We start from the raw sequence: 12,318 nt of genomic DNA, 5'->3' as shown, positions 1-12,318 counted from the left end.
TCGGGCTAGACTTCGAGCACGGGCTCGCGCCCGAATGCGGCCGCCAGCGCCTTGTGACGCTTCTCGACTGCTTCGCCATACAGGGCCTCGTCCGTCGGTTCGAGCGACAGCGCCAGCGTTCCGTCCTCCAGCGCGACGTGCGACCGCCTGAGCGGTGCCGCGACACCACCGCTCAGCCGCTGGCCGAGCCGGATCGCGAGACCCCAGAGCCGCGCGCGCTCCAAAGAAGCCTGGTCGGCGAGCTGCTCCAGCTGCGCGGGGGTGCCGAGGCCGCCGCCTAGGGATGTGTAGAGTGACTGGGCGAGGACTGCGCGCCCGATGGCGTCGATTGCGACCCAATTGCCGTGCAACGCGATCTCCATGCCGCGTTCGGCGCGAAATTCGGGATTCGCGCGCCAACCGACATCGGCGAGCAGGCACGCGGCATGGCGGATCCGCGCCCGATCGGGCGCATCGTCGAACAAAGGCGCGATCCAGGCATCGATGACGTCGCCGTGCTCCGGAAAACGGCCCGAGCGCTCGCCCTCGTCGCGCGCCGCGGCGATCAGCGGGTCCTCGCGGCGCTGCTCCGGCGTGAGGCGCTGATAGAGCAGCCCTTCGCGCAACCCATAGGCCGAGACCATGCTGCCGCTGCTGCCGAGATGCTTGAGCACGCTGGCCAGCAGCGCCGTCGCGTCGGGCAATGTCGGAATGCGCGCGCCCGAAATGTCGGGGATCGCCTTGAGCTCGGCCTTAGGGATTTCGGTGAGGATCTGCTGCAGCACGCCGACTCGTTCCAGCGCGATCGGATATTGGTGCACCACCGGCAACGGATAGTCGGTCTGGTGCATGTCGAGCCGCGCCAGCGCGCGCCACGAGCCGCCGACCAGATAGAAAGGCAAGCCCTTGCCGCGCCCGGCCCAGCCCGAATCGGCGATCAGCTTGGCCACGCGCCGGTCGAGCGCGTCCTTGCCCTCCGCGCGGATCGCACCGAGGCGGAGGACGCCAAGCGGAAACGACACGCGATCGGTGACCGTCCCCGCAACCACGCGCACCAGCTCGAGGCTGCCGCCACCGAGATCGCCGACCACGCCATCGGCCTCGGGGATGCCCGAAAGCACGCCCATCCCAGATGCCATCGCCTCTTCGACGCCCGAGAGCAGCTCGACTTCCAGCCCGAGCTTTTCGGCGGCGTGGATGAGCTCACCGCCGTTCGAAGCATCGCGCACCGCGGCAGTCGCGACCGTGCGAAGCTCGCTGACCTGCATTTCGCGCGCCAGCGCGGCGAAGCGCGACAGCGCCGCGCGCGCCCGCTTGAGCCCGCCCTTGTCGATCGCCCCGGTCTCGCTCAGCGCCCGGCCGAGCCCAGCCATCACCTTCTCGTTGAACAGCACCGCGGGGAGCCGCGCCGCGCCTTCGTAGACGACGAGGCGAACCGAGTTCGACCCGATATCGATGATCGCATTGCGGGCCTTGGCAGGCGCAGCGCGTTGCTCCGGCTTGCGGAGAAGCGTGGCCATATATTCAGGTTTCCTTTTTCGGCGCCCGCCGCCGCTTGAGCGACAGCTTGGGCACCGGCTTGCGCTTTTCGAGCGCGGCGCCGCGTCCCGAAAGCGAGGGGTTGGTCATGAAATAATGATGGAGGTTGAACGGCTCGCTGCCCTTTTCGACACGTGCATAGCGGCCGTCGGGCTGGAGCTGCCAGCTCTGCTCGTCATCGAGCAGGTTCGCGACCATCACCTGATCGACCACCTGATCGTGTACCGTCTTGTTGAGGATCGGCAGCATGAATTCGACTCGGCGGTCGAAGTTGCGCGGCATCCAGTCTGCCGAGGAGATGAACACCTTGGCGGCATCGCTGGGAAGCCCCTCGCCGTTGCCGAACGCCCAGATCCGACTGTGCTCGAGGAAGCGCCCGACGATCGACTTGACCCGGATATTCTCGGACAGACCGGGCACGCCGGGGCGCAGGCAGCAGATGCCGCGGATGATCAAGTCGATCTCCACGCCTGCCCCGCTCGCCTCGTACAGTTTCTCGATCACTGCGGGATCGACGACCGAATTCATCTTCGCCCAGATCGCCCCCGGCCTTCCGGCGCGGGCATGGACGATCTCCGCGTCGATCAGCGCCACCAGCTGATTGCGCAGATCGCGCGGGCTGATGTTGAGCAGGTTGAGCGACTCGGGCTCGACATAGCCGGTGACGTAGTTGAACAGCTGCGCCGCATCGCGCCCAAGCCGCGGATCGGCAGTGAAGAAGCTGAGATCGGTATAGATGCGCGCGGTGATCGGGTGATAATTGCCCGTGCCGAAGTGGCAATAGGTGCGGAACTGCCCGCCCTCGCGCCGCACCACCATCGACACCTTGGCGTGGGTCTTCCAGTCGATGAAGCCATAGACGACCTGGACGCCGGCGCGCTCCAGCGCGGTCGCCCAATAGAGGTTCTGCTCCTCGTCGAACCGCGCCTTGAGCTCGACCACCGCAGTGACCGACTTGCCTGCCTCCGCCGCGGCGATCAGCGCATTGATCACTGCGGGCTGCTTGCCGGCGCGGTAGAGGGTCTGCTTGATCGCGACCACGTCGGGATCGCTGGCGGCCTGACCAAGGAACGAGAGCACCACGTCGAAGCTCTCATAGGGATGGTGGACGACGATATCCTTGGCGCGGATCGCCGCGAAGCAATCGCCCCCATATTCGCGGATCCGCTCGGGAAAGCGCGCAACGAAGGGCGTGAACTTCAAGTCGGGCCGATCCTCATCGACCAAGGCGGAGAGATCGCCGATGCCGAGGAAGCCGCCGGTTTCGGTAAGTAGAGCTTCGCTGCCGCCCAGCTCCTCCTTGAGCACCGCTTCGAGCTCCGGCGCTATGCCGTCTTCCATTTCGAGACGGATCACCCTGCCCCGCCGCCGGCGCTTGATCGCCGAGCGGAAGGTCATGACGAGGTCTTCGGCCTCTTCTTCGATTTCGAGATCGCTGTCGCGCAGCACCCGGAACGCCGCCGATCCGAGCACGTCGTAGCCGGGGAAGAGCAGGTGCGAGAAGCGCTTGAGCACCGTCTCGACTGCGACATAGCGCGCCGGTTCGCCCGGTAGCCGCACGAAGCGCGGCATCGTCGTCGGCAGCAGCACCAGCTCGCGGATCGGCTCGCGGTCCGATCGCCGGACGAGATCGAAGATCGCGCTCGATCCCTGATTGGGGATGAATGGAAACGGGTGTGCGGGGTCGAGCGCCTGCGGCGTCAGGATCGGGAAGATCTGCTCGCGAAAATGATTTTCCAGCCAGGCCGCGGTCTCGTCCTCGATCGCATCGGCTTCGAGGACATGGATGTCGACTTCGGCAAGCTTGGCGCGAATGTCGTGCCATACGCTTTGCTGGCTGTCGGCAAGGATTTCGGCCTCGTCGGAAATCGCGACGAGCTGCTGGCTGGGCGTCAACCCGTCGGCCGAGCGCGCCTCGACTCGCTGGAGCTGCTGCCCCATCAGGCCGGCGACGCGCACCATGAAGAACTCGTCGAAGTTCGAACCCGAGATCGACAGGAAGCGCAGCCGCTCAAGCAGGGGGTGTGCCGGATTGCACGCCTCTTCCATCACGCGGCGATTGAACGCGAGCCAGCTCAGCTCGCGATTGAAGTAACGCTTGCCGGTCTCGGCCGGTTGATCGGTCATCGGAACGCCCCCTGCGGCCTGCTTTCGTGCTGCCTTGGTCATTCCCTAGGGTTCGTCCGTTTCGGTTATGAGACCATTTGCCGCGAGCACGGCACGCATCGCCGGGATCGATAGGCGATTGTCCACCGCCTCCATCTCCAGCACATCCGCAACGCGCAGGATCGCCACATGGCTGCGCTCGATCCGCTTCGAAAGCCATGCGATGACTTCGGGCTTGGCATGGAGCAGATGCCGCTCAAAGGCGCGTTCGATGAGCTGAGGCATCAGCACGTCGTCGGGCGCGCCGATTTCGAGCAGGGGCGAGGCTGCGAGCCGCGAGCGCAGATCGGGCAGCTTTACGTCCCAGGCCGGCGGCGCGGCCTCGGCGACGATCAGCAGCGGCCGGCGTTCCTGCTGCGCCTGGTTCCAGGCGTGGAAGACATCGGCTTCCTTCGCGCGATCGGCATCGTCGAAGATCCGTCCGCCGCTCTTGGCCGCGAACACGCGGGCGAGCAGGCTGCGGCCCGATTTGCGCGGGCCGACCAGCAGCGCCGACATCACCGGCCAGGTCGCCCAATGTTCGAGCTGGTGAACTGCCCGCGCGTTCGAATCGCCGACAAGGAATTCCGTCTCGCGCGCTTCGGGCAGTCCGAGCGGCAGGCGCAGCTGGCTCATTTGCCGGCCGGGGTGCTCGTGGGCTGGGGCGACGGCGCGGCGGCGGGCGGCCTCGACCCGCCGGCGCGGCGAATGACGAGCACGCCGGGGCCTTCCTGCACCTGCCAGCCGCGCCCTTCGAGCGCCGCACGCAGGCTGCCGATCGGGCCGTCATAGGACACCCGCATCACCGAGATCCCGCCCAGCGCCAAGCTGGAAGTGACTGCCGATCGCACGCCGGGCACGCTGCGCACCGCCGATTCGGAGGCAGTGAGCACGGCGGCGCTCGGCGTCTCGATCTGCACGGTGAAGCTTGCGGTCGTCGCGCTGGTGGCGCTCGGGGACGGTTCCAGCGCTGCGGCCTCGGCCGCGGCGGCTGCTTCGGCTTCCGCGGCGAGTTCTTCCGGCGTCTTCACGCGCGGCGGCCGGGTTGCGAGCAGCGGATCGGTGTGGAGCAGGCCCGAGGCGAGCGCCTTTTGATAGGCCTGGTCGAGCCGCTGGATTCCCGCGTCGAGCAGCGCATCGAGCGAATCGCCATTGTCGACGCGCAACGCGAAGCTGGTGATCGGCCGGCGATCGGGGCCATGGCTCGCCGCGAACATGCCGATGATCGGTCCGCCGGGATATTCGCGGCGCAACTGCACTTCGGCGACGAGAACGTCGGAGGCGCCATATTGGTCGAGCACTGTGCGCCACCAATTGCGCCCGCGCCGCAGCGTCTGGCCGGCGTTGACCAGCATCGCGTCGGGGCCGGTGGCGCGCAGCCGGACATAGTCGATCGTGCTGCCGCCGCTGCGGAAGCGGTTCCACGCGCGCGACCAGGCGGTCTCGCGCTCGAACACGCGGCCCGCGCCGCCCGAGAATTCGAGCGGGACGAGCAGCATCGGCGACGAGCGCGTCACCGCAGTGGATACGCCGAGGATCGAACCGGCCTTGCCGCGATCGAACAGCACGCCCAATCGGGCGATGTAACGCGTCGGGCCGATCTGCTCGCGTTCGACGACGATGCTGGTGACCAGGGCGTCGAGCGCCGAATCGCTGAGCGTCGATTTCTTGCCGGTGAGCCGCTCGGAGAGCATCTCCCAGCCCTTGCGCTGGGCGAGTCGCCAGCCGCCCTGGCGCGCGGTGTCGGCATCCTTGCCCTTGATATCGACCTGGACGCCGGAGACTTCGAAGCTGCCCGAGGCATCGATCGGCACGGCACTGGCGCCGCCGCCGTCTCCCTGGGCCAACACCACGCCCGCCCCCGCAAGTGCGAGCGCGCCGGCAAGACCGATGGTGAGCGAAATGCGGGACAACTGCATGCGGCCGCCCTTTTGGCGAAGCGGGCGTGGAAATCCAAGAAGTATCCTCGTCGGATATTCTTCAGCGTCACCCCAGCCTTGTGCCGGGGTCCACCGTGCGGCTTGCCCAGCACCTGGAACTTCCTGCTTTTCGTGCGCGGACGGGGGGACCCCGGCACACGGCCGGGGTGACGAAAGAAGAAGTCGGCGCTAAGCGCTTGCCGCATGAGCGAACCCAAAGGTTACACCTACGCCCAGGCGGGTGTCTCGATCGCGGCCGGCAATGCGCTGGTGCGCGCCATCGGCCCGCTGGCCAAATCCACCCGCCGCCCCGGCGCCGACGCCGCGCTGGGCGGGTTTGGCGGGGTGTTCGACCTCAAGGCGGCCGGGTTCAGCGATCCGCTGCTGGTCGCGGCGAACGACGGCGTCGGCACCAAGTTGAAGCTCGCGATCGAGCATGACGCGCATGACGGCGTCGGCGTGGATCTGGTCGCGATGTGCGCCAACGATCTCGTCGTCCAGGGCGCCGAGCCTTTGTTCTTCCTCGATTATTATGCCAGCGGGAAGCTGGTTCCCGAGACCGCCGAGCGCGTCATCGCTTCGATCGCCGAGGGCTGCCGCCAGGCCGGCTGCGCGCTGATCGGCGGCGAGACCGCCGAGATGCCGGGCATGTATGCCGAGGGCGATTACGACCTGGCCGGCTTCTGCGTCGGCGCAGTCGAGCGCGAGCAACTGCTGGACGGCAGCGCGATCCGCCCGGGCGACGTGCTGCTCGGGCTCGCCTCGACCGGCATCCACTCGAACGGCTTCTCGCTGGTCCGCCGACTCGCTGCGGACAAGGGCTGGAAGCTCGATCGCCCGGCGGTGTTCGACCAGGACGTGATCCTGCTCGACGCACTGATGGCGCCTACGCGCATCTATGTCGCCAGCCTGTTGCCCCAGCTGCGCAAGGGCGCGATCCATGGCCTCGCGCATATCACCGGCGGCGGGCTGCTCGAAAATGTGCCGCGCGTGCTTCCCGAGAATTGCCACGCCCGCATCGATGCGAGCGCCTGGCCGCTGCCGCGGCTGATGGCGTTCCTCCAGGCACAGGGGAATATCGAGCCCGAGGAAATGGCGCGGACCTTCAATTGCGGGATCGGCATGGTCGCGGCGGTGGCAGCGCGGGATGCCGATGCGATTGCCGCCGAGCTGACCGAAGCCGGCGAAACGGTGTTCCGCATCGGCGTGGTCGAGGACGGCCAGCGCGGCTGCACGGTGTTCGGCCCCGCCGAGACGTGGAGCGCACGCGCCGACTGGACCGCGACGCATAGTGACTAGGCGCAGGCTCGGCATCCTGATCTCCGGCCGCGGCTCGAACATGGCTTCGCTGGTCGAAGCCTCGCGCGCCGGGGATAGCCCCTACGAAGTCGTCCTCGTCGCCAGCGACAAGCCCGAGGCCGCCGGCCTCCACTGGGCGCAGGAGCATGGCATCGCCACCTTCGCCCAATCGCCCAGGGGCATGCCCAAGCCGGAATACGAAGCGAAGATCGACGCCGCGCTGCGCGACGCCGGAGTCGAGGCGATCGCGCTCGCCGGCCATATGCGGCTGCTCTCGGACGATTTCGTCGCCCGCTGGCGGGGCCGGATCGTCAATATCCACCCCTCGCTGCTGCCGAAGTACAAGGGCCTCGACACCCACGCCCGCGCGCTGGCGATGGGCGACAGCGAGGCCGGCTGCTCGGTCCATATCGTCACCGAGGACCTCGACGGCGGCGAGATTCTCGGCCAGGCCGAGGTGCGGATCGAAGCGCGCGATACTACGGAAACGCTGGCCGAGCGCGTGCTGCGCGAGGAACATCGCCTTTATCCGCGGGTAGTAGCGCAATGGATCCAGCAGCTGCCCCGCTAGACCAGGTCCGCAGCCTCGCGCTCGACCTGCCCGAGGCCGAGGAGCGCGTCAGCCACGGCCAGCCGACCTTCTTCGTTGCGGACAGGATGTTCGCGCAGTTCCGCCACGACCATCATGGCGACGGCCGCACCATCGTCGCCGTCAAGACCGCCGACGCCGAGGAAGCGCGGATGCTGATCGAGGCGGCACCCGACGCCTATTCGCGCGTCGCCTATTTCCGCGCCGAATGGGTCGGGCTGGCGATCGGCGGCGAGGATACCGACTGGGCGCTTGTCGGCGATCGCCTCGCGCGGAGCTGGGAACTGGCCGCGCCGCGCCGACTGCTCGAAGCCGGCGGACGCTGACGGAACGGGCACCGCGCTGCCGAGTTCTTTCCCGCACGGTCGCATCACGCGCAACAAGCGCGAAAGGGAGAGCGCAAAGATGAGCGAAGAGCCCACCTCCCACGAGCCCGAATCCGAACCCGGCATCGCCAGCGCCGAGCAGGGCCTGGTGCTGCTCGACGGTCCGGACGGAGTCGCCATCTCGATGACTCCCGAAGCCGCCGACGCCACCGGCCGCAGCCTGATCGCCGCCGCGCAGGAGGCTTCGACCCAGCGCAGCGATAACCCGCAGAGCTAGGCCCTTGCCCAGCCCCCCCAAGCCCCGCGATAAGGGGCACAGATGATCAAGGTTGCCAGCTACAATATGCGCAAGTCGATCGGCACCGATCGCCGGCGCCGCCCCGAGCGCACGCTGCAGGTGCTGTGCGAGGTCAATGCCGATGTGATCGCGCTGCAGGAGGCCGACCGCCGCTTCGGCACGCGCGAGGCAGTGCTGACCAGCCACCTGCTGTCGGAACATGGCGACTGGAAGGCGATCACCTTCGGGATGCGCGCGCGCTCGATGGGCTGGCACGGCAACGCGCTGCTCGTGCGCAAGGACGCCCAGATCCTCGATTGCGAGGCGATCCACTTGCCGGCGCTCGAGCCGCGCGGCGCGGTGATGGCCGATGTCCGGGTGCGCGGCCAGGTGCTGCGCGTCGTCGGCATGCACCTCGATCTGTCGGGTCTGTGGCGGCGGCGGCAGGCGCATGCGATCATCGCCCACCTCAATGCCAGCGCGCAGCAATATCCGACGGTGCTGATGGGTGACCTCAACGAATGGAGCGCGCAGAGCGGCTGCCTGCGCGACTTCGCCCAGCATTTCCACTTCGCCGATACCGGCAAGAGCTTCCATGCCCGCCGCCCCATGGCGCGGCTCGACCGGATCATGGCAAGCCGCGACCTGACGATCGGTGCGGCCGGGGTGCATGAGAGCCTGAATTCGCGCACCGCATCGGATCATCTGCCGGTCTGGGCCGAAGTCCAGCCCGCCTGATGACCGAAACCCGCGACAAGGAACTGCGGCTCGCGCTCGTCTGCTATGGCGGGATCAGTCTTGCCGTCTACATGCACGGCATCACCAAGGAGATCTGGCGGCTGGCCGGAGCGAGTTGCGCCGCGCGCGAGGGCGAGGCGGGCAACGGCGTCTATCGTACGCTGCTCGACGAGATCCGCGAAACCTCGGGCATCAACCTGCGCGTGCTGGTCGACATCCTGTCGGGCGCCAGCGCGGGCGGGATCAACGCGGTGTTCCTCGCCCAGGCGATCGCCACCGGCCAGTCGCTCGATCCGCTCACCGACATGTGGATCGAGCAGGCCGATGTCGAGGCGCTGCTCGAACCGCGCCATGCGCCGTCGCATCGCTTCGCCAAGATCTGGGCGACGCCGATCGCCTGGATCGTCGCCAATCGCAGCAAGACGATCGACGAGACCGTCGACCCGGCCGCTCGCGACGAAGTCCGGCTCAAGCTCGAGCATTTCGTCCGCTCGCGCTGGTTCGAGCCGCCGTTCGGGGGCAAGCGGCTGCTCGGCATGCTGCTCGACGCGTTCGATGCGATGGCGGCGGGGCCGCGCTACAGGCGCCTGCTGCCCAGCGGCCAGCCGCTCGATCTGTACGTCACCGTCACCGACTTCCGCGGCCATCCCGAAGAGCTTCGGCTCAATTCGCCGGCGCATGTGATCGAGACCGAGCATCGGCTGGTGTTCCGCTTCACCGACCACGGCGCCGAAGGCGATGCATTCGCCGACCCCGCCGCGCTCGCCTTTGCGGCACGGGCGACGTCGAGCTTTCCCGGCGCCTTCCCGCCCGCCACGGTCGAGGAGATCGACAGCTTCCTCGCCGAGCGCGGCACCGAATGGCCGGGGCGCGACGTCTTTCTCGAATCGGTGCTGCCCCAGCAATGGTCCGACAACCGCGCCGAGAAGGCGATCCTGATCGACGGCTCGGTGCTCGCCAACGCCCCCTTCCGCCCCGCGATCGACGCGCTGCGCGAACGTCCGGCCCGCCGCCAGATCGACCGCCGCTTCGTCTTCATCGATCCCGCGCCCGGCGTGCGTTTCGATTTCTACGGCACGCCGCAGGAGAAGCCGGGCTTCTTCCAGACGATCATCGGCGCGCTTTCCGAACTGCCGCGCGAACAGCCGATCCGCGACAATCTGGAGGCGATTTCGGCGCGTTCCGAGCGGATCGAGCGGATGCTGGCGATCGTCACCGAAATCCGCGCCGAAGTGGAAACCCAGGTCGAGGCGCTGTTCGGCTATACGCTGTGGCTCGACTATCCGACTCCCAAACGGCTGTCCGGCTGGCGCCGTCGCGCCCAGGTCGCCGCAGCGGCCAAGGCCGGATATGGCCACACCGCTTATGGCCTGCTCAAGGTCGACGGCACGATCGATCGCATTGCCCGGCTGCTCTATACGATCGGCGACCGCCATGCCCCCGAACGGCTGCGTGAGATCCGCGAGGCCGTCGCGCACGCCGTGCAGGCGCGTGGCGGCGATCGCTTCGGCGCGACGCTGTCCAACGGCGCGAGCCCCCAGACGCTCGAATTCCTGCGCGCCCACGATCTCGGCTTCCGCATCCGCCGGCTGCGCCTGCTCGCCCGGCGGCTGACCGAGATCGACATGCCCAGCTCGCATGCCGAGCTGCTGCCGATGCGCGAGGCGATCTACGAGTCGCTTGCCGCCTATCTGGAGCTCAAGCGCTCGGACACCTTTGCCGATCTTCGCGGCGCCGTGCGCGACATGACCGACGATGCCGGCCCGATCCTCGACCTGCTCGCCGAGCGCATGCAGTTGAAGGCGCTCGACCACGCCACCGACGCGCGCCTGTCCGACGGGTTCAGCGCGCTGTCGAAGGATCTCCGCCGCCCGATGCTGCTCGCGCATCTCGGCTTCCCCTTTTTCGATATCGCCACGCTGCCCCTGCTCCAGGGCGAGGGCATGGACGAATTCGATCCGATCCGCGTCGACCGCATCTCGCCCGACGACGCCGTCGCGATCCGAACGGGCGGCGCCAATGCGACGCTCAAGGGCATCCAGTTCAACAGCTTTGGCGCGTTCTTCAGCCGCGCCTATCGCGAGAACGACTATCTTTGGGGCCGGCTCCATGGCGCCGACCGGCTGATCGACATCGTGCTGTCGTCGCTGCCGTTCGAGGACCGGCTTGGCGAGGATCGCGTGAAGGCGATCAAGCGCAGCGCGTTCCACGCGATCCTCGACGAAGAGGAGCCGCGGCTGAAGGCGATCCCCGGGCTGTTCGCCGAGCTGCGAGCCGAGATCGGCTAGAAATCGCCTTCTCCCACCGGGAGAAGGCAGGGGCCCGCTCGCGTAGCAGGTGGGAAGGATGAGGGCAGCGACTTGCCTTCGCCTCTACCCTCACCCTTCCCACCGCCTTCGGCGGCGGGCCCCTTCCCTCTCCCGATGGGAGAGGGAGAGTTGGCATTGCCCGCCCTCCAGCCTAAGGTCGCCCAGTCGCCACAAGGAAAGGGAAGGCATGCGGTTTCTGAAGGTGCTGTTCTGGCTGTTGCTGGGCGGCCTCGTCGCGGCCTTCGTGATCTATAATGGCGACGAGCGCGTCGATATCCGGCTGTGGGGCGGCCTGATCGCCGATTTCAGCCTGCCGCTGCTGCTCATCCTGACCTTCCTGCTCGGGCTGTTGCCGGCGCTGGTCGCCTATCAGACGTTGCGCTGGCGTTCGCGCCAGCGGCTTGCCGGCCTCGAGCGCGCGCTTGCCGACCTGCGCGCCGTCGCCCCCGAGCCGGTGGTCGTCGTCGATGCCCCTGCCGCACCCGGCCTGCCGCTGCTGGCGGACCGCCAGCCATGAGCTCGCCAATCTATGTCGCGCTCGACACTCCGGACATCGAGCGCGCCAAGGCGATTGCCCAGCGCGTCCGCAACCATGTCGGCGGGATCAAGCTCGGGCTCGAATTCTTCATGGCCAATGGCCGCCACGGCGTGCGTGAAATGGCCGAGATCGGGCTGCCGATCTTTCTCGACCTCAAATTCCACGATATCCCCAATACCGTCGCCAAGGCGATCCAGTCGCTGCGTCCGCTGGAGCCCGCGATCCTGACCGTACATGCCTCGGGCGGGCGATCGATGCTCGAAGACGCCAAGGCGGCTGCGCCGACCGGCACCAAGGTGGTCGCTGTGACGATGCTCACCAGCCTCGACGACCGCGATCTCGTGTCGATCGGGCTCAAGCCGGATCCGCACGAGCAGGTCGTCCGCCTCACCGAACTGGCGCAGTCCGCCGGAGTCGACGGCATCGTCTGCTCGGGCGAGGAAGTCGCCGCCGCGAAGAAGCTCTGGCATGACGGGTTCTTCGTCGTCCCCGGCGTGCGCCCGGCCAATGGCAGCGTCGGCGACCAGAAGCGCGTGGTGACGCCGCGCGCCGCGCTCGATGCTGGCGCCTCGATCCTCGTCGTCGGACGTCCGATCACCCAGGCCGAGGACCCGGATCTGGCTGCACGCGAGATAGAGGCGACGTTATAGCGGGAGAATA

12 protein-coding genes are annotated in these 12,318 nt (G+C 67.9%); 8 read left to right on the top strand and 4 right to left on the bottom strand.

Annotated elements, in window-relative coordinates:
* Positions 1 to 5: 5 nt before the first annotated feature.
* Genes BXU08_RS04795 through BXU08_RS04780 form a run of 4 tightly spaced genes read right to left on the bottom strand, consistent with a single transcriptional unit; the run spans position 6 to position 5,582 of the window.
* Positions 6 to 1,499: a Ppx/GppA family phosphatase gene (locus BXU08_RS04795; protein ID WP_077509046.1), complete on the bottom strand. Its 1,494-nt coding sequence runs from the start codon at positions 1,497 to 1,499 to the stop codon at positions 6 to 8.
* A gap of 4 nt (positions 1,500 to 1,503) precedes the next feature.
* Entirely contained in the window at positions 1,504 to 3,645 is a 2,142-nt protein-coding gene (locus BXU08_RS04790) for an RNA degradosome polyphosphate kinase (RefSeq protein ID WP_253190511.1), read from the bottom strand.
* 45 nt (positions 3,646 to 3,690) lie between these two features.
* Entirely contained in the window at positions 3,691 to 4,299 is a 609-nt protein-coding gene (locus BXU08_RS04785) for a chromosomal replication initiator DnaA (protein WP_077509044.1), read from the bottom strand.
* Positions 4,296 to 5,582, bottom strand: a complete 1,287-nt coding sequence (locus tag BXU08_RS04780; RefSeq protein ID WP_077509043.1) for a hypothetical protein — start codon at positions 5,580 to 5,582, stop codon at positions 4,296 to 4,298. Before BXU08_RS04780 ends, BXU08_RS04785 begins: the two co-directional genes overlap by 4 nt.
* A gap of 204 nt (positions 5,583 to 5,786) precedes the next feature.
* On the opposite strand from BXU08_RS04780, the gene purM reads away from it, so the two are divergent.
* From purM to pyrF, 8 genes are all read left to right on the top strand, one after another.
* A complete protein-coding gene (purM, locus tag BXU08_RS04775) occupies positions 5,787 to 6,881 on the top strand; it encodes a phosphoribosylformylglycinamidine cyclo-ligase (RefSeq protein WP_077509042.1) in 1,095 nt (364 codons plus the stop codon).
* Between the two features lie 40 nt (positions 6,882 to 6,921).
* Positions 6,922 to 7,452, top strand: coding sequence for a phosphoribosylglycinamide formyltransferase (purN, locus tag BXU08_RS04770; protein ID WP_077509041.1), 531 nt, complete (start codon positions 6,922 to 6,924; stop codon positions 7,450 to 7,452).
* Positions 7,428 to 7,796 carry an MmcQ/YjbR family DNA-binding protein gene (locus tag BXU08_RS04765; protein ID WP_077509040.1) on the top strand — a complete coding sequence of 123 codons (369 nt, stop codon included), beginning with the start codon at positions 7,428 to 7,430 and terminating at the stop codon, positions 7,794 to 7,796. The genes purN and BXU08_RS04765 overlap by 25 nt, the downstream gene beginning before the upstream one ends.
* A 79-nt stretch (positions 7,797 to 7,875) precedes the next feature.
* Positions 7,876 to 8,073 (top strand): hypothetical protein, encoded by a 198-nt coding sequence (locus tag BXU08_RS04760; RefSeq protein ID WP_077509039.1) that lies wholly within the window; start codon positions 7,876 to 7,878, stop codon positions 8,071 to 8,073.
* Positions 8,074 to 8,115: 42 nt separating this feature from the next.
* A complete protein-coding gene (locus BXU08_RS04755) occupies positions 8,116 to 8,811 on the top strand; it encodes an endonuclease/exonuclease/phosphatase family protein (protein ID WP_077509038.1) in 696 nt (231 codons plus the stop codon).
* A complete protein-coding gene (locus BXU08_RS04750; RefSeq protein WP_077509037.1) occupies positions 8,811 to 11,099 on the top strand; it encodes a patatin-like protein in 2,289 nt (762 codons plus the stop codon). Before BXU08_RS04755 ends, BXU08_RS04750 begins: the two co-directional genes overlap by 1 nt.
* Before the next feature lie 208 nt (positions 11,100 to 11,307).
* Entirely contained in the window at positions 11,308 to 11,637 is a 330-nt protein-coding gene (locus BXU08_RS04745) for a lipopolysaccharide assembly protein LapA domain-containing protein (RefSeq protein WP_077509036.1), read from the top strand.
* A complete protein-coding gene (pyrF, locus tag BXU08_RS04740) occupies positions 11,634 to 12,308 on the top strand; it encodes an orotidine-5'-phosphate decarboxylase (RefSeq protein ID WP_077509035.1) in 675 nt (224 codons plus the stop codon). Before BXU08_RS04745 ends, pyrF begins: the two co-directional genes overlap by 4 nt.
* Positions 12,309 to 12,318: the final 10 nt, after the last annotated feature.

The organism is Sphingomonas sp. LM7 (assembly GCF_002002925.1).
Classification (GTDB): Bacteria; Pseudomonadota; Alphaproteobacteria; order Sphingomonadales; family Sphingomonadaceae; genus Sphingomonas.
This window is presented reverse-complemented; position numbering and strand designations above follow the sequence as displayed.